The sequence below is a fragment of the Priestia abyssalis genome (genome assembly GCF_002019595.1).
Classification (GTDB): Bacteria; Bacillota; Bacilli; order Bacillales; family Bacillaceae_H; genus Bacillus_BA; species Bacillus_BA abyssalis.
On sequence record NZ_KV917369.1, the window covers coordinates 1,285,759 to 1,304,646 of the forward strand.

At 39.1% G+C, this 18,888-nt stretch carries 17 protein-coding genes; 14 read left to right on the forward strand and 3 right to left on the reverse strand.

Translation table 11 applies throughout. The features are described 5' to 3' along the window. Positions 1-6: 6 nt before the first annotated feature. Positions 7-504 (reverse strand): molybdopterin-binding protein, encoded by a 498-nt coding sequence (locus tag BK575_RS05970; RefSeq protein WP_078414666.1) that lies wholly within the window; start codon positions 502-504, stop codon positions 7-9. 160 nt (positions 505-664) lie between these two features. On the opposite strand from BK575_RS05970, the gene BK575_RS05975 reads away from it, so the two are divergent. From BK575_RS05975 to pyc, 3 genes are all read left to right on the forward strand, one after another. Next, positions 665-946 carry an Fpa/YlaN family protein gene (locus BK575_RS05975; RefSeq protein WP_028396951.1) on the forward strand — a complete coding sequence of 94 codons (282 nt, stop codon included), beginning with the start codon at positions 665-667 and terminating at the stop codon, positions 944-946. 433 nt (positions 947-1,379) lie between these two features. Next, a complete protein-coding gene (locus BK575_RS05980) occupies positions 1,380-2,603 on the forward strand; it encodes an FtsW/RodA/SpoVE family cell cycle protein (protein WP_078409346.1) in 1,224 nt (407 codons plus the stop codon). Between the two features lie 172 nt (positions 2,604-2,775). Next, positions 2,776-6,225, forward strand: a complete 3,450-nt coding sequence (gene pyc, locus BK575_RS05985; protein WP_078409347.1) for a pyruvate carboxylase — start codon at positions 2,776-2,778, stop codon at positions 6,223-6,225. 243 nt (positions 6,226-6,468) lie between these two features. Here the strand turns inward: pyc and BK575_RS05990 are convergent, their stop codons facing one another. Next, positions 6,469-7,368, reverse strand: coding sequence for a COX15/CtaA family protein (locus BK575_RS05990; protein WP_078409348.1), 900 nt, complete (start codon positions 7,366-7,368; stop codon positions 6,469-6,471). A gap of 627 nt (positions 7,369-7,995) precedes the next feature. On the opposite strand from BK575_RS05990, the gene cyoE reads away from it, so the two are divergent. From cyoE to BK575_RS06035, 9 genes are all read left to right on the forward strand, one after another. Beyond that, the gene (gene cyoE / locus BK575_RS05995; RefSeq protein ID WP_078409349.1) at positions 7,996-8,931 is read left to right on the forward strand and encodes a heme o synthase; all 936 of its coding nucleotides are present in this window, start codon (positions 7,996-7,998) and stop codon (positions 8,929-8,931) included. A gap of 172 nt (positions 8,932-9,103) precedes the next feature. Next, positions 9,104-10,174 (forward strand): cytochrome c oxidase subunit II, encoded by a 1,071-nt coding sequence (gene coxB / locus BK575_RS06000; RefSeq protein ID WP_078409350.1) that lies wholly within the window; start codon positions 9,104-9,106, stop codon positions 10,172-10,174. A 41-nt stretch (positions 10,175-10,215) separates the two neighbouring features. Further along, positions 10,216-12,084 carry a cytochrome c oxidase subunit I gene (gene ctaD / locus BK575_RS06005; RefSeq protein ID WP_078409351.1) on the forward strand — a complete coding sequence of 623 codons (1,869 nt, stop codon included), beginning with the start codon at positions 10,216-10,218 and terminating at the stop codon, positions 12,082-12,084. Then, positions 12,084-12,707, forward strand: coding sequence for a cytochrome c oxidase subunit III (gene ctaE / locus BK575_RS06010; RefSeq protein ID WP_078409352.1), 624 nt, complete (start codon positions 12,084-12,086; stop codon positions 12,705-12,707). The genes ctaD and ctaE overlap by 1 nt, the downstream gene beginning before the upstream one ends. Positions 12,708-12,711: 4 nt before the next feature. Further along, positions 12,712-13,047 (forward strand): cytochrome c oxidase subunit IVB, encoded by a 336-nt coding sequence (gene ctaF, locus BK575_RS06015; protein WP_078409353.1) that lies wholly within the window; start codon positions 12,712-12,714, stop codon positions 13,045-13,047. A gap of 189 nt (positions 13,048-13,236) precedes the next feature. After that, positions 13,237-14,145, forward strand: a complete 909-nt coding sequence (ctaG, locus tag BK575_RS06020) for a cytochrome c oxidase assembly factor CtaG (RefSeq protein WP_078409354.1) — start codon at positions 13,237-13,239, stop codon at positions 14,143-14,145. Positions 14,146-14,175: 30 nt separating this feature from the next. Continuing rightward, the gene (locus BK575_RS06025; RefSeq protein ID WP_078409355.1) at positions 14,176-14,634 is read left to right on the forward strand and encodes a DUF420 domain-containing protein; all 459 of its coding nucleotides are present in this window, start codon (positions 14,176-14,178) and stop codon (positions 14,632-14,634) included. A gap of 126 nt (positions 14,635-14,760) precedes the next feature. Continuing rightward, complete coding sequence (locus BK575_RS06030) at positions 14,761-15,945, forward strand: GNAT family N-acetyltransferase (protein WP_078409356.1); 1,185 nt, start codon at positions 14,761-14,763, stop codon at positions 15,943-15,945. A gap of 74 nt (positions 15,946-16,019) precedes the next feature. Next, positions 16,020-16,343 (forward strand): Asp23/Gls24 family envelope stress response protein, encoded by a 324-nt coding sequence (locus tag BK575_RS06035; protein ID WP_078409357.1) that lies wholly within the window; start codon positions 16,020-16,022, stop codon positions 16,341-16,343. A gap of 109 nt (positions 16,344-16,452) precedes the next feature. Here the strand turns inward: BK575_RS06035 and BK575_RS06040 are convergent, their stop codons facing one another. Then, complete coding sequence (locus tag BK575_RS06040) at positions 16,453-16,812, reverse strand: YugN family protein (RefSeq protein ID WP_078409358.1); 360 nt, start codon at positions 16,810-16,812, stop codon at positions 16,453-16,455. A gap of 215 nt (positions 16,813-17,027) precedes the next feature. Between BK575_RS06040 and BK575_RS06045 the strand changes: the two genes are divergently transcribed. Then, entirely contained in the window at positions 17,028-17,447 is a 420-nt protein-coding gene (locus BK575_RS06045; protein ID WP_078409359.1) for a CBS domain-containing protein, read from the forward strand. 572 nt (positions 17,448-18,019) lie between these two features. After that, the gene (locus BK575_RS06050) at positions 18,020-18,883 is read left to right on the forward strand and encodes a CAP domain-containing protein (protein WP_169907574.1); all 864 of its coding nucleotides are present in this window, start codon (positions 18,020-18,022) and stop codon (positions 18,881-18,883) included. Positions 18,884-18,888: the final 5 nt, after the last annotated feature.

Below are 18,888 nucleotides of genomic sequence, written 5' to 3' on the forward strand. Positions count from 1 at the left end.
GGGGCCTTATTTAATGATGAATTTGCGAATATGTTTAATCGGTTCATTTTGATTGGAACCGTCGTCAAAATAAATGTGGACAGGACCGTCTTCTTTAAGCGGCTTGCCATTATAAGAGAAAGCCAATATGAACGTATCTGCTTCATGAAGCGGGACTTCGATTGTCTTATCTTTCGTTTCAATTAAACAAACAGATGCATCTTCACCCGGCTCCGCGTTCTTTAAAAAATGCTTGAAGGCGATTCCAAATGAACCGTTTATAATTTTTTCTTTTTCAAACTTTTTTTCTGTTTTTAAAGTTGGCGGGAAGACCGCTCCTTCACGTATTTCTCGGTCCCAGTGAGCAGAGATATTCTTTGTATAGGCAGCTAGCTCGTCCTCTTTTTCGGTAGTTGAAATAAAGTAATTATTTAAATCCACTTTACGATCATCGAAAATCCAAACCCCCGGATCCAACGTGATTGTGTATTTTACATTTCCTTCGATAGGTAATATGTTTTCCATCTTTGTCACCATTCCTTTTCCCCAAGTCTCTTTTTAGTATAAAGATTTTATGGAAAGATGTCACCATTTGGCTGTCCTGTTTTTTCTTGCAATTTCAACAGTTTAACGATATTATTTAAAGATAGAATCAGGAAAATGCTCGGGAACGGAGGGACTGATTTTGACGCCTGAGATTACAATAGATCATCGTGATAAAGCATATGCGCTCTTAAAAGCAGATGCAGAGAAAATTTTAAAGCTTATTCAAGTACAAATGGATAATCTTACGATGCCGCAATGTCCGTTGTATGAAGAAGTTTTAGATACACAAATGTTCGGATTATCGAGGGAGATTGATTTTGCCGTACGTCTAGAACTTATTGATGAGCCTACGGGGAAAGCATTGTTAGATCGTCTTGAACGTGAACTGTCAGCGCTGCATGAAGCATTTACGAAAAAGTAAGCGACACCATACACTCAGTTAACTCAAACTATAATTTTCTTAGTTTGAGTTTTTTCATAGGAGACTGGGAAGGAAACATAATTTCTTTATGTTTTCTTCCCAGTCTCCCGAAAAAGAACCGTCATGAGAGATTTTATTAAAATCGAGAATTGCTTGACGGTTTATTTCAGTTCAACAAACAAGATTCTCTTCCTTGGATGGATTGATAACTTCTTATGAAAAAATGTACCATTCACTGGTGTTATGGAGAAATTGCGATTATAAAAAATGCCTTCAAGCGTAAAATGAGAGTTCATCAAAAAAAAATTTATGCATAATTGTTCATAAATATAACAATTTTCCTCCGCAAAAAATAGAAAAAATATAGTAAGATGGAAGTAACAGTCTTGTTGCTTCATACCTTCCAAAATGGATGTGTAAAGGAAGAGGTAAGATGTTTAAAAGAATGTTTCGCTATTACGATTATTCTATTATTATTGCCATCGTGTGTTTAAGTGCGATTGGACTTGTCATGATTTACAGTGCAAGTATGGTGACGAGTGTGACACGTTTTGATGTGCCCTACGATTATTTTTACAATCGTCAAAAAATATGGCTTACAGTTTCTTTTTTTGTATTTTTCGCCACAATGATACTGCCATATAAAATCTATTTAAAACTCATTCCAATTGGCATTGGGATCATTACCGCCACACTATTACTTTTATTTATACTCGGGTTATTTGGACTCGGACATACAGCTGGAAATGCAACGAGTTGGTTTAAAGTTGGCGGAGCCAGCATTCAGCCGGCAGAGTTTGCAAAAATTGGGCTTGTCATGTATTTGGCCATGGTCTTTTCAAAACGCCAAGAATACATTAATGACTTTCGAAAAGCATTTATTGGACCCATTACCATTACTCTCCTTATTGTAGGTCTTGTTATGGTTCAGCCTGACTTTGGAACTGCCATGATTATTGGTATGATAGCCGCAGCTGTAATGTCATGTTCAGGAATCAGTTTAAAAACCTTTTTTAAATTGGTTCGACTGGCAATAGGCCTCGCTTTAGTAGCAATCCCTATTGGAATGGTGACAGGTTATGTATCCGAAGAGCGTCTATCGCGCTTCACGGGAGCGGGCGATCCGTTCAAACATGCAGAAGATGCCGGTTATCAGCTTGTCAACTCTTATTTGGCCATTGGGTCCGGCGGGATTAAAGGATTGGGTCTTGGGGGAAGCATTCAAAAGTACGGGTATTTGCCAGAATCCCATACGGATTTTATCATGGCGGTCATTGCTGAAGAGTTAGGGTTTTTCGGTGTGTCCGTTGTCTTGATATTATTATTCTTCATCGTAGCCAAAACATTGTTGCTGGCCAAGAAATGTGATGATCCATTCGGAAGTTTAATTTGTGTCGGAGTCGGTACGATGATCGGTTTGCAGTCGTTTATCAATCTTGGCGGTTTAACCGGCTTAATTCCTATTACAGGGGTGCCTTTGCCGTTTATTAGTTATGGCGGTTCTTCTCTTGTATTGCTGATGATTTCAATGGGGCTTGTTGTAAATGTTTCCATGTTTGTTAATTATCGTAAAGATAAAAAAAACCAAGCGAATATGCAGCAACAAAAAGCCACTGTTGAAAAGGGCAGCACAATCTCTTTAAATTCGGATGTGTAAAACGGTGGGGAGCCTCCCCATCGTTCTATATATATTTTGGTTCTGTTAAACGATCTTGTTAATTTCTATCTTTGTTGACCACCCTGAAAAAACTGGAGTCGAAAATTAATATGGGAATTTAACGGGGCCTATACTTAAAAGGTAATAAAGAATTTGAAAGGGGATATACAGCATGAGCTCTGTAACAAAGAAAATCAAAAAAGTACTCGTTGCCAATCGTGGTGAAATTGCGATTCGTGTGTTTCGCGCGTGTAACGAATTAAACATTCGAACAGTAGCCATCTACTCAAAAGAGGACACAGGTTCTTACCACCGCTATAAAGCAGATGAAGCTTATTTGGTGGGAGAAGGAAAAAAGCCGATTGAAGCTTATTTAGACATCGAAAATATTATTGAAATTGCAAAGGCGCACGATGTTGACGCCATCCACCCGGGCTATGGGTTTTTGTCAGAAAATATCCAATTTGCGAAACGTTGCGAAGATGAAGGCATCATTTTTATTGGTCCTAAATCAAAACATCTCGATATGTTCGGCGATAAAGTAAAAGCGCGCCATCAAGCAATTGAAGCAAACATTCCCGTTATTCCAGGAACTGATGGACCTATCGACAGCCTAGAAGAAGCGAAAACCTTTGGAAAAGAGCATGGCTATCCGCTTATGATTAAAGCTGCGCTTGGCGGAGGCGGCCGCGGAATGCGAATTGTCCGCAGTGAAGCAGGCTTAAAAGAATCTTACGAACGTGCCAAATCAGAAGCGAAAGCGGCATTTGGAAGCGATGAGGTATATGTAGAGAAATTTGTAGAAAATCCAAAGCATATCGAAGTCCAAATTTTAGGTGATAATGAAGGCAACATTGTTCACTTGTACGAACGTGATTGTTCCGTGCAGCGCCGCCATCAAAAAGTGGTAGAGGTAGCTCCGAGCGTTTCTTTATCTGAAAGCTTGCGTCAAGCTATCTGCGAGGCTGCTGTCCATCTTATGAAAAACGTTTCATACATAAATGCCGGAACGGTAGAGTTTCTCGTGGCAGACGATAAATTTTACTTCATTGAAGTGAATCCGCGTGTACAAGTAGAGCACACCATTACGGAAATGATTACGGGTATTGATATCGTTCAATCCCAAATTTTAATTGCTGACGGCTGCTCTCTTCATAGTGATGAAGTGGGAATTCCTAAGCAAGAGAAGATTATTGTGCATGGTTATGCTATTCAATCACGTGTTACAACGGAAGATCCGCAAAATAATTTCATGCCTGATACAGGAAAGATTATGGCCTATCGTTCAGGAGGCGGTTTTGGTGTGCGTCTAGATACGGGAAACAGTTTCCAAGGAGCCGTTATTACACCGTATTATGACTCTCTTCTTGTTAAAGTAACGACATGGGCATTAACATTTGAACAGGCAGCGGCAAAAATGGTTCGAAACTTAAGAGAATTTCGTATCCGTGGAATCAAGACAAACATTCCGTTCCTTGAGAATGTTGTGAAGCACGAAAATTTCTTAACAGGCAACTATAATACATCATTTATCGATTCATCTCCGGAGTTGTTTGTCTTCCCGAAACGAAAAGACCGTGGAACGAAAATGCTCACATATATTGGAAATGTCACAGTGAACGGATTTCCTGGGGTTGCCAAAAAGAAAAAACCTGTATTTGTCAAGCCGAGCATTCCACAAGTAAAATATTCTGAACCGATTCCAGATGGAACGAAGCAAATTTTAGATTCACAGGGCGCAGAGGGAGTTGTAAAGTGGATTAAAGAACAGAAGGAAGTCTTGCTGACAGATACTACATTCCGCGATGCGCATCAATCACTCTTAGCAACGCGTGTACGCACAAATGACCTTTTGCACATTGCCGAGCCGACTGCTCGAATATTGCCGAATTTATTTTCTGCTGAGATGTGGGGCGGTGCAACATTCGATGTCTCATACCGTTTCTTAAAAGAAGATCCATGGGATCGCTTATTGAACTTGCGAAAAGAGATGCCGAATGTTTTGTTCCAAATGCTTCTTCGTGCATCAAATGCTGTTGGATACAAGAACTATCCGGATAATGTCATCAAAGAATTTGTAGAAAAGTCTGCACAAGCAGGTATTGACGTTTTCCGTATATTCGATAGTTTAAACTGGGTTCAAGGTATGACGTTAGCGATTGATTCCGTACGTGAAAATGGGAAAATTGCGGAAGCAGCAATGTGCTATACGGGAGATATTTTAGACCCGACGAGAAGGAAGTATGATTTAAACTATTATAAAGACCTTGCAAAAGAGCTTGAAGCATCAGGTGCGCATATTTTAGGAATCAAGGATATGGCGGGTCTACTCAAACCACAGGCTGCCTATGATTTGATTTCCGCTTTGAAAGAAACGGTAGATATCCCAATCCACTTGCACAGCCATGATACAAGCGGAAACGGCGTATTTATGTATGCAAAGGCGATTGAGGCAGGAGTCGATATTGTTGATGTAGCAGTCAGCTCCATGGCGGGACTTACATCACAGCCAAGCGCGAACTCTTTATACTATGCGTTAGAAGGCAATAATCGCAGACCACAAGTCAATATTCAAGGATTGGAACAAATTTCTCAATATTGGGAAGATATTCGCAAATATTACATTGACTTCGAAAGCGGCATGAATGCTCCTCACACGGAAGTATATGTTCATGAAATGCCGGGCGGGCAATACAGCAACCTGCAGCAGCAAGCCAAAGCGGTAGGGCTGGGAGATCGTTGGGAAGAAGTCAAGGAGATGTATTCCCGCGTGAATCAACTGTTTGGCGACATCGTAAAAGTAACGCCTTCTTCAAAAGTAGTGGGAGACATGGCGCTTTATATGGTCCAAAATAACTTAACGGAAGATGATGTTTATGAGCGCGGCGAGACACTCGATTTTCCGGATTCTGTAGTCGAATTATTTGAAGGGTATTTAGGACAGCCTCATGGCGGATTCCCAAAAGAGCTTCAACGCATTATTTTAAAAGGAAAAGAGCCAATCACGGTTCGTCCTGGAGAACTATTGGAGCCTGTAGACTTCCAAGAGATTAAAGAGACATTGTATCATTCTTTAAATCGTCCGGTCACAAGCCATGAAGTCATCGCTCATGCACTATATCCGAAGGTATTTATGGAATATCAAAAAACGGTAGAGCAGTATGGAGATATTTCAGTACTCGACACCCCAACATTCTTATACGGCATGCGTCTCGGGGAGGAAATCGAAGTAGAAATCGAAAAAGGAAAAACGCTGATTGTCAAACTTGTTTCGATTGGCGAGCCTCAAGCAGATGGAACACGTATCCTTTACTTCGAATTAAACGGGCAATCCCGTGAGGTTATTATTAAGGATGAAAGCATTAAAACGACGGTCCAAACGAGAGCGAAAGCAGACGCTGGCAATCAAAATCATATTGGTGCCTCCATGCCGGGAACGGTATTGAAACTTCTTGTCGAAAAGGGTGAAAAGGTTTCAAAAGGTGACCATCTTATGATTACAGAAGCGATGAAAATGGAAACGACTGTTCAAGCTCCGTTTTCCGGCACGGTCCAAGATATTTATGTGAAAAACGGCGATGCCATTCAAACAGGAGACTTGCTCCTTGAGTTAACAAAATAATAAAAGAGAATGGGTCAAAAGGGAAAAAAGAAACCCTTTTGATCCATTCTCCTGAAAGGCCTCGCCCCGTCATGAAAATCCAGTAAAACCAAGGGATTATGTGACGGGGCCTTTCAGTAAAAATCAGTTTTTATGTTTTAGTAGAGGGTTATGGGACTGCCTTTTGAAAAGAACCGCCCGCTTTTCTGGAAAGAAAAGCGGGCGGTTCTTTTTTGAGCAACTTATTCATTTTAATTAGGAGAATCATTTTGTTTTGCTTCGTGTTGCGACCAAGGTTAGATAACTCAGGACGCCGAACAAACATGAAATGATTAAGGCATGTAGAAGAGCGACAAACAAGTTTAAACGGGTAAAGATGATCATTACACCAGAAATTGCCTGCAAGGATACAAGGATAAAAGCAACCATCCATCCATAATATACAACTTTTTGATTTCGATAGTATTTATACGCATGAATAAAAGCAATTAAAATCCATACAAAAATTAAGGTAGCTGCAAAGCGATGGCCCATTTGTACCCACTCATGCATTTGAACAGGAAAGAATCGATTTTGAGAGCAGAACGGTACAGAAGGGCAAGCTAAACTAGCATTTGTATGACGTACCAATGCACCTGTATAAACAACGATATAGCTATAGATGATAATGCCGTAAATGTGGAACTTCATTTTGGAGTCCAGCAAAACCGAACTGGCATCAAATTTCTTATCAACTTCAAATACCATCAATGTTAATAAAAATACAGAAGCAAATGATATAAGCGAGATACCAAAATGCAAAGCTAACACCGCATCTGATTGCCCCCAAACGACGGCAGCAGCTCCTATTAAAGCTTGCAGGAGCAGAAAGAAGAAAGAAACGACAGCTAAAAATCTAGCTTCTTTTATATGTTTTAATGCAAACCATGACCAAACAGACAGGGCTAAAACAAGAAGTCCTCCTGCACCGGAAACAACTCGGTGACTCAATTCGATTACGAGCTCCGGCGTAATGTCACTTGGTATAAGCTCACCATGGCAAAGCGGCCATGATTTACCGCAACCCGCTCCAGATTCTGTTTTAGTGACGAGCGCTCCTCCTAATAAAATAAGAAGCATGACAAGTGTTGTTGAAACGGCCAACCATTTTAATCCTCGTTGCAATCTATTTCACCATCCTATGCTGCGATTCGTTAGTAAAAATGTGAAAAGCAAAAAAACAAATAACATATAATCTTTCATTCGCGTTTTTATTATATCAATAAAAATAATAATAAAAATGAGAAAAAATGTAATATTTTTCGAAATATGCCCTCATCCATCGATTTTTTTGGTATTATAGTAGCAAATACAACAAAAAAAACGAAAAATCGTCATAATTTTGGTTTTTTTTGTCAATGATGGTAAAGGTCTATTTTTATACTATATCTATAGTACAAATGTGGAGAGTTATTGCATTTCACTATTTTAAATTTAAAACGATAAAAGAAGCAAGCTGGAATACGTCATTTCAAGGACTTGACAAAAAAAATACATATTTTTTTCATATTTTCTTCACAAAATTGGTTGAAAATGTGTTTTAATATACACGTGAAACATGTTCTAATATTTATATAGTAGTATACAATTTTTGGTATCTCCTTTTGTGTGCTGACCTTGGAAACGCCTTCATCTGTTTTGGTTGATAAAAGCGCATTTCAAATTAATCTCAAACTATGATAATATGAGAAAATATTTACAGGGATTACTATGGATGAATAAAGAGGGATGAAGGATAAAGGAGGGAATATGATGAATGACACGAGGGCATTAGAGGAAACAACCATATCTGCTTCAAACAATGGTCCTCATTCAATAGAAAAAACGAGTCTGTGGCAAGACTTTTTGGCAACAATAAAAATAGGGATTGTCAATTCGAACCTTATCACAGCATTTACCGGCTTTTGGCTGGCATTATATTTCAATGGGAAAAGTTTCTTAGGGGCGCTCGATCTCGCTTTTTTTTCGATGATTGGCACGGCAATGATTATTGCAGGGGCTTGCAGTTTAAATAATTATGTCGATCGCGATATCGATCACTTAATGGAACGAACAAAAGGAAGACCAACCGTAACAGGGAGATTTAACCCCGTGACCGTACTTCTAATGGGAGTAGGTTTTACTTTAACAGGTTTACTCATGCTTATGATTACAAGTGTAACGGCCGCGCTTATCGGGCTTGTTGGTGTAGTGACATATGTTTTCTTTTACACGATGTGGTCTAAGCGTTTATATACTATCAACACAGTAGTGGGCAGTGTGTCTGGAGCGGTACCGCCATTAATCGGGTGGGCAGCTGTTGACAGTAATCTGCACATTGTAGCTTGGGTGCTATTCTTAATTATGTTTATTTGGCAGCCGCCACATTTCTTAGCACTTGCTATGAGACGATGTGAAGAATACAGAGCGGCCGGAATACCGATGCTTCCTGTAGTTCACGGCTTCGAAATAACAAAGCGACAAATCATGATTTGGATTGCTTGCTTAATGCCGCTTCCATTTTACCTCCATGGATTGGGTCCGATTTTTTTAGGGTTAGCTACTCTTCTTAATGTAGGGTGGTTATTTCTAGGGGGCATTAAGTATAAAAAAATGGAAGATACAAAATGGGCAAGCATGATGTTTGTGTATTCGTTAAATTATTTAACGATTATGTTTGTTGCGATGGTTATTGCTACTTTAATTTAGGCTCTGTTAACTATTCATATTTTGATTCAACCCATTTTTTGGATTACTCAAAAATGGGTTGAGTACATACCCATTAATCATTAACAAGGCCTTAATTTAAGGAATTTCTTCTAAAATAGAATTGAATATAGAAGGAATTTACACATCAAGGAAAGAGGGGTTTGGATACGCTATGAAAAACTGGCTACCAAAATGGCGAATCATGTCTTTATTCAGCATGATAGCGCTTTTATTAGCCGGCTGTGGTAAACCGTTCTTATCGACGTTACAACCAGCTGGTGAAGTAGCAAGCATGCAGTATGACCTTATGCTGCTTAGCACTGTGATCATGGTACTCGTTATTATCGTTGTTACCATTATCTTTATTTATGTAGTGGTTCGCTTCCGTCGTCGCAAAGGAGACGAAAGTGTGATTCCGAAGCAAGTAGAAGGAAGTCACAAACTAGAAATGATTTGGACTGTTATTCCTATTCTATTATTAATTATTTTAACAGTTCCTACTGTAGCTTATACGTTTAAGCTTGCAGATGTAAAAGAGATGGAAGGCAAGAACAAAGAAAATGCAATGATTATTAACGTTCGTGCAAATGCTTATTGGTGGGAATTCGAATATCCTAACCAAAAAGTTGTTACATCTCAAGATCTTGTCGTTCCGACAGATCAAAAAGTTTATTTCAACCTAAAGGCTTCTGATGTAAAGCATTCATTCTGGATTCCGGCTGTCGGAGGAAAAATGGATACAAATACAGATGTGGTTAACCAATTCTGGTTAGAGTTCGATTCGAAAAAAGCTGAAGAAGCAGGCGGCATATTTTACGGTAAATGTGCGGAGCTTTGCGGACCGTCACATGCGTTAATGGACTTTAAAGTAAAAGCGCTATCACAAGATGAATTTGATGCTTGGGTAGAAGACATGAAGACGGCAAAACCGCAAGTGGCCGCAGCTGATGCTGACGTAAAAGCAGGAGAAGAGCTCTTCTCTAAAAGCTGTATTGGCTGTCACGCAGTCGAAGCACAAGATAATCGTCCAGAGCAAGCTCGTCAAGCTCCAAACTTAGCTGGATTTGCAGATCGTGAAAAAGTTGCGGGAGTCTTAGAGCACAATGAAGAAAATATTAAAGCTTGGTTAAAAGATCCTGAATACTTTAAACCAGGTAACAAGATGACTGGCACATATGGTGAGTTATCAGACGAGCAAATCGATCAATTAACAAAATATCTAGAGTCTCTGAAACTTAAGTAAGCTGGTGAACTTGGGGAGTTTTATGAAAGGGAGGTAAAACCGTGAGTACGTTAACTCAGAAAAAAGGAGCTGGCGCTGTAATATGGGACTACTTGACAACAGTAGACCATAAAAAAATCGCTATCCTTTATTTAATTGCCGGGGGATTTTTCTTCCTCGTTGGTGGTCTTGAAGCTTTATTCATACGTATCCAGCTTGCGGTTCCGAACAATGATTTCGTAAGTGGTGGTCTTTACAACGAAATTTTAACAATGCACGGAACAACAATGATTTTCTTAGCTGCGATGCCTCTTTTATTCGCTTTAATGAACGCGGTCATGCCATTGCAGATTGGTGCTCGTGACGTTGCGTTTCCATTTTTAAACTCATTAGGTTTTTGGTTATTCTTTTTTGGCGGTGTGTTCTTGAATTTATCATGGTTCATGGGAGGAGCACCTGATGCTGGATGGACATCTTACGCATCATTATCATTAGCTTCACCAGGCCATGGAATTGACTTTTATGCATTAGGTCTTCAAATTTCTGGTGCGGGTACATTAATCGGGGGGATTAACTTCCTTGTTACGATTATTAACATGCGTGCACCGGGTATGACATATATGCGTATGCCGCTATTCACATGGTCAACATTTGTAGCATCTGCATTAATTTTATTTGCATTCCCTCCGTTAACAGTTGGTTTATTTTTAATGATTTTTGACCGTTTATTCGGTTCGAATTTCTTTGATCCAGCTTTAGGCGGTAATACGATTATTTGGGAGCATTTATTCTGGATTTTCGGACACCCTGAAGTATACATACTTATACTTCCTGCATTCGGTGTTTTTTCTGAAATTTTTGCAACATTCTCAAGAAAGCGTTTATTCGGATACTCTTCAATGGTATTCGCAACTGTGTTAATCGGTTTCTTAGGGTTCATGGTATGGGCTCACCACATGTTTACAACTGGGTTAGGGCCGATCGCGAATGCGATCTTTGCAGTTGCCACAATGGCAATCGCTGTACCGACCGGTATTAAAATCTTTAACTGGTTATTGACACTTTGGGGCGGAAGCATCCAATTTACTTCACCAATGCTTTATGCAGTAGCCTTCATTCCTTCATTCGTTATGGGTGGGGTAACAGGTGTAATGAATGCGGCAGCTCCTGCCGATTATCAATATCATGACAGCTACTTCGTAGTAGCCCACTTCCACTACGTAATCGTAGGCGGGGTAGTATTTGGAATCTTAGCTGGTGTCACATACTGGTGGCCAAAAATGTTTGGCCGCATGTTAAATGAAACACTTAGCAAAATGACATTCTGGTTATTCTTGATCGGTTTCCATTTAACATTCTTTATTCAGCATTTCCTTGGTTTAATGGGTATGCCGCGTCGTATTTGGAAGTTCTTACCTGGACAAGGGTTAGAAACAGGAAACTTAATCAGTTCAATCGGTGCTTTCTTTATGGCAGCCGCTACGATTATTTTATTGATCAATGTTATCAAAACAAGCATGAATGGACAACAAGCAGCAGGAGATGCATGGGAAGACGGGCGTACATTAGAGTGGGCCATTTCATCTCCGCCGCCTGAATACAACTTTAAGCAAACTCCGTTAGTTCGCGGCTTGGATGCTTTATGGGTAGAAAAGATGGATGGTAAAACAGGTATGACTCCAGCAGAACCTGTAGGAGATATTCATATGCCAAACAATTCATTCATACCTTTCGTTATGTCACTAGGCTTATTCGTTGCTGCATATGGCTTCTTGCATCGTAATGAAGCGGCATGGGGAGATATCGTCGGTGCAGTGGGTATGCTAATCACATTGTTAAGTATGTTCTTGCGTTCTTGGATTGATGATCTTGGTTATCATATTCATAAAGAAGATTTACTAAAAGACGATGACAAGGGGGCTAAGGCATAATGGAACTTAATGAAAAATTAACACCCGAAACCTTTCCGGCATCGCCTGAAAAAGCCACCCTTGAAGGTAAAAATAAGTTTTTAGGCTTCTGGCTTTTCCTTGGCGGAGAGACCGTACTTTTTGCATCGCTTTTTGCGACATATTTAGCATTGAAGGATCATACAGCAAATGGTCCGACAACCCAAGAAATTTTTGATTTACCGCTTGTGTTTGTTGCGACAATGCTCTTATTAACAAGTAGTTTAACAAGTGTGTATGCAATGTATCATATGAAAAACTTTAATTTCTCAAAAATGATGCTTTGGCTTGGAGTAACTGTACTTTTAGGTGCCGGTTTCTTAGGATTAGAGATTTATGAGTTTAATCATTATGTACATGAATATGGTCATACATTTAAAAGCAGTGCATTCGGTTCAGCGTTCTATACATTGGTCGGCTTCCACGGAGGACACGTGGCAGTTGGTCTCTTATGGATTCTAACTCTAATGATTCGCAATGCGAAACGCGGCCTAAACTTATATAACGCACCTAAGTTTTATGTAGCCAGCCTTTACTGGCACTTTATCGACGTTGTATGGGTATTCATCTTTACGGTTGTATATTTAATGGGAATGGTGGGATAAACTGATGGCGACAAATCATTCAACTTCAGCGAACCCAAAGGTTGATTTAGAGTACCGTAGAAAAAAGAATGCGGAAGACATGAAGATGCAAGTGATTTCCTTTGCTCTCATGATTTTCTTAACACTTATCGCGTTTTTTGCAGTAGGAAATGAGCAATTTAGCGGCTGGTTCACAGTGCCGTTTATCATTCTTCTTGCTGTCGTTCAATTACTTTTCCAACTTTACTATTTCATGCATATGAGTCATAAAGGTCATGAAGTTCCAGCGTTATTTTTATACTCTGGTGCAATGGTTGGATTGATTACGGTATTAACTTTCGTAACTATCGTTTGGTGGTAAAAATAACGGAGTTGGCATTTTGCCAACTCCATTATTTTTATCCTGATCCAATGGATAGAAAATTTGGTTGATCTATTAATATATAATGAATCTTATAGCAAAATGTTCATATAATGTTTCATTGCAGGCTTCAAAGTTTTTTATGTATAATATAATTAATTGGTCACTGACAATTTGAGGTGATATTTTATGGAAAATTTGCAGATTTTTGGATTTCAGGCATTGTGGAGTCCCGTATTTTTAATTTTTACGATTGGGTTTATTGCTCTTTACTTTACTTTAATTGGATATTTGCGTCCGCATTTTAAAAACAGTGCACCAGTTGCAACAAAAACAAAAGTTTTTTTTGTATCGAGCATGATTCTTTTATATTTGGTAAAAGGATCCCCAATTGACCTTTTAGGGCATATCATGTTCAGTGCCCATATGACTCAAATGGCGGTATTGTATTTAGTGGTTGTTCCTCTCCTTATTTTAGGACTGCCGGATTGGTTTATACGAACGATCATTGAATACAAAATGGTTAAGCCTTTCTTTAACTTTTTTTCAAAACCGTTAATTGCCATTTTAGTTTTTAATGGAATCTTTTCGCTTTATCATATTCCTTTAATTTTTGATGTTATGAAAACGAACAGCATGTTGCATTCCATGATTACGACTGCCATTTTTATCGCAGCCTTTTTCATGTGGTGGCCGCTTCTTAATCAATTCCCAGAGCATCAGACATTGACGCCCATTAAGAAAGTAGGGTACATTTTTGGAGATGGCATCTTGTTGACTCCAGCATGTGCACTTATTATTTTTGCCAAAGATCCGCTATATGCTACATACACAGACCCGCAAGCATGGGCAAATGCTTTGGCGCTTTGTGTCCCTTCTGACATGTTGGCAAATTTAAATTTAATTGGACCTGAAATGTTTAATATGCTCCCACTGGTAGAAGATCAACAGTTGGGCGGTATTGTAATGAAAGTCATTCAGGAACTTGTGTATGGAACAATGTTAGCTTATATTTTCTTTCAATGGGCTCGTGCGGAACGTCAAAAAGATGGGACCGATATCTCAGTTGCAGATGTCCCTTCAGGATTAAAGCCTTAAGAAAGATAAACAGGAAGAAAGGATACAACGATGATACCCATTTTACCGACGATTAGTACAACCTTTATTGTATTAAGTGCCATTACCGTAGCCGTTGGCTGGTATTTAATTAAACAGGGGAAAGTTGAAGCTCATAAAAAGACGATGTTTTGGGCAGCAGTCTTTGCTCTTATTTTCTTTATCATCTACGCTTCTAGAACCATTTTTATCGGAAATACAAGTTTTGGCGGACCCGATCACTTGAAGATTTATTATACACTGTTTTTGATCTTTCATATTTTCCTCGCCACAACGGGAGCTGTTTTTGGTATTGTGACGCTGCTGACAGGCTATAAAAACCAATTGATTAAACATAAAAAATTAGGGCCCATTACAAGCATCATTTGGTTTTTTACGGCAATTACAGGTGTAGCTGTTTATTTGCTTCTTTACATCTTTTACCGCGGCGGGGAAACTACTTCTGTTATTAAAGCGATCTTAGGATTTTAGTATCGGAAATCGCTCTTGCTTTCTTAAAAGAAAGCAAGAGCGATTTTTTTGTCTTCTTCATCCAGGACTGGCGTAATGGGAACATAACATATTAAAATAGAAAAAGATGGGAAGGAGGAAACATGTATGTCATCAATAAGAACAGTAGGTGAAAAAGAATATGAGGATGTTTTGGCTTTATCACAATATGCCTTTCAGTATACATTAACAGAAGAGCAAAAAAATCAGAAAAAGAGGATGTTGGAAAGACAGCAAATTTGGGCTGTCTATGATGAGAATAATGACATAGAGTCAAAATTGCACATTCTTCCCCATCAGGTATGGATTGAAGGACAACCTGTTTCCATGGGAGGAATTGCGGGAGTCGCGACTTGGCCTGAGTATAGAAGACATGGAAATGTCGCTTCTCTTATCATGCATGCACTCAAAGAAATGAAAAAAGATGGGCATATGCTTTCCTATTTACACCCTTTCAAGGTGAGTTTTTACCGTAAATATGGCTGGGAGCTGATCGCTGATAAAAACAGCTATGAGCTGTCAAAAGAGCATCTCGTACCATTTCAGTCTGTAAATGACATGGTAAAGAGAATAAACATCGAAAAGGAATGGGAAGTTCTTAATGATGTATATGAACAGTTCAGTCAACTTTATAATGGGATGCTGAAACGTAATAAACTTTGGTGGCTGAATCATGTTCAGAGTCACAGTTTTCACTTTGTGGCAGCGTTAGACGACCAGCAGCAAGTAGTGGGCTATATGATGTACAAAATAGAAAATAAACTATTTGAAGTAGAAGAATTTATTCCTTTAAATGAGCAAGCATTCAAGATTCTTTGGAATTTTATTTGCCAGCACGATTCAATGGTCAACCAGCTTTCCATACGGTGGGCAGGGGATGAAGCATGGCTGTTTTTATTGGACAACCCCCATTGTAAACAAACGACGTTCCCATATTTTATGGGAAGAATCATAGATGCACCTGCTTTTTTGAAATTATATCCATTTAAAGTAGATGAACATTCTGTTTTCCTTCATCTTTATGACAAACATTGCCCATGGAATAATGGAACGTATCACATTAAAAACGGGCTAGTGACCGCCTTTCTAAAAGGAACAGAGGGCAGTACATGTGCACATCCTCCGAAGCGAGGTCTTCAGCTTGATATTCAAACATTGACTGCCGTCTTGTTAGGATACCGATCAGTTAAGCAATTAAGTCAAATGGGAAAAATCACAGGGGATGTACAAGAGACGGAAAAATTTGCAGAAATCATTACACAAAAAACTCCTCATTTTTTGGATTTCTTTTAATCAACATTCCCATTTCGATAATATCAGCATACTATAATAAATAATGATGGATAAAGAAAAGAGGGAGATCGTTTGTGTCGAAGCAGAAAAAAGAGTGGCCGATTCATCCTTCTATTGCCGAGATAATCTTAACCATTTGCTTCGAAGAATATAGTCGCAAATTTGATCGACATTTATCGTTATTACAATATAACTTTGGTGTGCCAACTGAGCAAAGAAAGAGCCGAAGATCATCAATAGTTAACCTGGACTTGATTGTAGCGGCTTCTTTAACCCAATCTCTTTTAAAAAAGTGTGAAGAACTGCAGCAAATGGTCAAGAAAGAGTTCGAACTGATGACAGGGTTGAATGTTAAAGACATAAGAATTTATATAAAAAAAGTTATTGTAGATCCATGATGAGAAAATTTCTGTCACCGCACCATCCTGTTACAAGCATGCAAAAAAGGATCGAGCCGGAATATTTTATTCCGGCTTGATCCTTTTTGTTGGTTGCTGCGATAATTGCTTACGCGTTAACCGCTTCCACTTTTGCCTTTACTTCAGCTAGAATTTTTGTACATTGATCTACTAGCGATTTCGGGAAGTCTTCGCCTTCTCCGTATTCCACACCGTGTGGATAATAATGTTTGCCAAGAAGCGGAGTCATTAGTTTAATGGCAGCATGATGTGCTCCTACATCACCTTCAACCGCATAACCTTGAACACGTAAGTAATAAACATCCTTTTGAAGTTCAAATTTGCGATCGTATGTTACGCGCTCATAGTCCCATTGACCGGCACGAACTAATCCAAGGTCTTCCATTATTTCATCTAAGCGAGTTAAATCCGCTGTTAGGTTTTCTATTCCAGTGTTTTCAAATTTCATATGTATTCCCTCCTAAAACATATACTCCCTTGCTTAATAATAGTACGAATGGAAAGAAGTTGCAATGACATCATACGTAATATTCCCCAACTTCAAGAAAATTCTTGTTAAAAAGCCGTCAATTTCCTTGAGCAAATTTAACGGTTTTGCTCATACTAGAAGATGAAAAGGCATACTGTCTTTTTAACTGTATATTAAAAAGGAGGAGTTATGACATGCAGACGGTTCGCGATGTAATGACAACTAATGTAGAGGCGTGTACCACACTTGATAATGTATATGAAGTTGCTTCTAAAATGAAGGAGCTTAATGTGGGTGCAATACCAATTGTAGAGAATGGTCAAGTTATGGGGATGATTACTGACCGTGATTTAGTCATTCGAGGCATTGCAGAGCGAAAACCGAACTCACAAAAAGTAACAGATGTGATGAGTGAGCATCTAGTTACAGTTTCCCCTGATATGTCGGTAGAAGAGGCATCTCAACTGATGGCGCAGCATCAAGTTCGCCGTTTGCCGGTTGTGCAAAATGGACAACTTGTTGGTATTGTAGCGCTAGGTGACTTAGCTACAAATAAGTATTCCGATCAAAAAGCGGGCGTTGCCTTAGCGGAAATTTCAGAACCTCTTCATTAAAAATAAAGAAAAGTCACATACTAAATTAAAGTAATAAATATTCGTCAGCAGATGGATCGTCCTTTTTCTCTTTTGACTGAGTGAAATCGGATGATCCATCTTTTTTTGAATGGGTCTCTTTACATAACTATAGTGGCTTTGGTCATTTTTGAATCATTTGTTCGAAAGATCTTTTCACATGCTCTCAGCAAATTTGAAAGTGAATAAAATTGAAACAAAATCTTTTTTCATACGTATAAGTGGTAAGATTGGCTTCTTATATGTATAGGAGTGGGGAAATCGTGCTAAAAAAGTAAGGATGAAGTTGGAAGGATGGTGAATATATATTAGAGTAAACCTTTAAATAGCAGGGGGACTGCCCGTTAGAGCGGGGTGAATTAGAATGAGCAGTAAGGAGTGACTGAAAACTGAAACAAATTTTATTTATAGTAGCAGCAACATGCTTTTTTATGTACGCATATGATTATTTCCCTATTTTTCACTCTGAGGAGGCTAATTTTTCCCTGGAACAAAAGGAGCCAGAGACGAAAAAAAACATTACGGCTATTGAAACAGGCGACATTTTTCAGTTTATGGGAAAAAACGAAGAAGAAATCATTGGAATACTAGGCGAGCCGGAGCGAATTGACTCCTCCGCTTATGATTACAAATGGTGGATTTATAAAAATTCCCCTCATTCATATATACAAATGGGAGTTTTAGATGGTCAGGTTGTGACAGTATATGCCATTGGTAAAGACGTGAAGGCAAGCCCTTTTCAAATAGGGGGAAAACGGACTGCAATTATGAGTGAAGTGTCTTCGCCTCTCCATCTCCAATTTGAATACAAAGGCGGAGAGTATCGTTTTGAACTGTCTGAAGAAGATCTCGAAAAAAGACCCCTCATTCGCCATGGCAATGTATTTGTTCAGTTATATTTCGACCACTTTTTAGATACATTGTCAAGTATACGGATAATGGATGAAGAAACGTTATTGAAGCAGCGGCCATATGAATTGTCATATCGAGGTTCCCTTGTGAATGCCGAGCCGTTGGGAGAAGATCAATGGAAAGAAGTCGAGAAGGGGGCAGAGCTGCAAATATTGGATATTACAAATGTTATCCGTTCCCGCCATAACTTAAAACCCCTTTCTTGGAATGATAAAGTGGCGACCGTAGCCTACAAGCATAGTAAGGATATGAGTGATCACCAATATTTTTCTCATGTGTCTCCCACAACCGGCGACCTTGGCAATCGGTTGAAAACAGGGGGAGTTCTCTTTACGATGGCAGGCGAAAATATCGCTGCTCAATATCAAGATAGTGCAGCGGCAGTTGAAGGGTGGTTGAACAGTGAAGGGCATCGAAAGGCATTGTTAAATAAGGATTTTACTTATTTAGGGGTTGGCGTGCATCAAAAATATTACACTCAAAACTTTATCCGAACATTGCCGTAAATGAA

Bases quoted from the DNA above. Each gene is read 5' to 3' on its own strand.
- BK575_RS05970 (WP_078414666.1), bottom strand. From the start codon at position 504: ATGGAAAACATATTACCTATCGAAGGAAATGTAAAATACACAATCACG.
- BK575_RS05980 (WP_078409346.1), top strand. From the start codon at position 1,380: ATGTTTAAAAGAATGTTTCGCTATTACGATTATTCTATTATTATTGCC.
- pyc (WP_078409347.1), top strand. From the start codon at position 2,776: ATGAGCTCTGTAACAAAGAAAATCAAAAAAGTACTCGTTGCCAATCGT.
- cyoE (WP_078409349.1), top strand. From the start codon at position 7,996: ATGAATGACACGAGGGCATTAGAGGAAACAACCATATCTGCTTCAAAC.
- coxB (WP_078409350.1), top strand. From the start codon at position 9,104: ATGAAAAACTGGCTACCAAAATGGCGAATCATGTCTTTATTCAGCATG.
- ctaE (WP_078409352.1), top strand. From the start codon at position 12,084: ATGGAACTTAATGAAAAATTAACACCCGAAACCTTTCCGGCATCGCCT.
- ctaF (WP_078409353.1), top strand. From the start codon at position 12,712: ATGGCGACAAATCATTCAACTTCAGCGAACCCAAAGGTTGATTTAGAG.
- ctaG (WP_078409354.1), top strand. From the start codon at position 13,237: ATGGAAAATTTGCAGATTTTTGGATTTCAGGCATTGTGGAGTCCCGTA.
- BK575_RS06025 (WP_078409355.1), top strand. From the start codon at position 14,176: ATGATACCCATTTTACCGACGATTAGTACAACCTTTATTGTATTAAGT.
- BK575_RS06030 (WP_078409356.1), top strand. From the start codon at position 14,761: ATGTCATCAATAAGAACAGTAGGTGAAAAAGAATATGAGGATGTTTTG.
- BK575_RS06040 (WP_078409358.1), bottom strand. From the start codon at position 16,812: ATGAAATTTGAAAACACTGGAATAGAAAACCTAACAGCGGATTTAACT.
- BK575_RS06045 (WP_078409359.1), top strand. From the start codon at position 17,028: ATGCAGACGGTTCGCGATGTAATGACAACTAATGTAGAGGCGTGTACC.
- BK575_RS06050 (WP_169907574.1), top strand. From the start codon at position 18,020: ATGGGAAAAAACGAAGAAGAAATCATTGGAATACTAGGCGAGCCGGAG.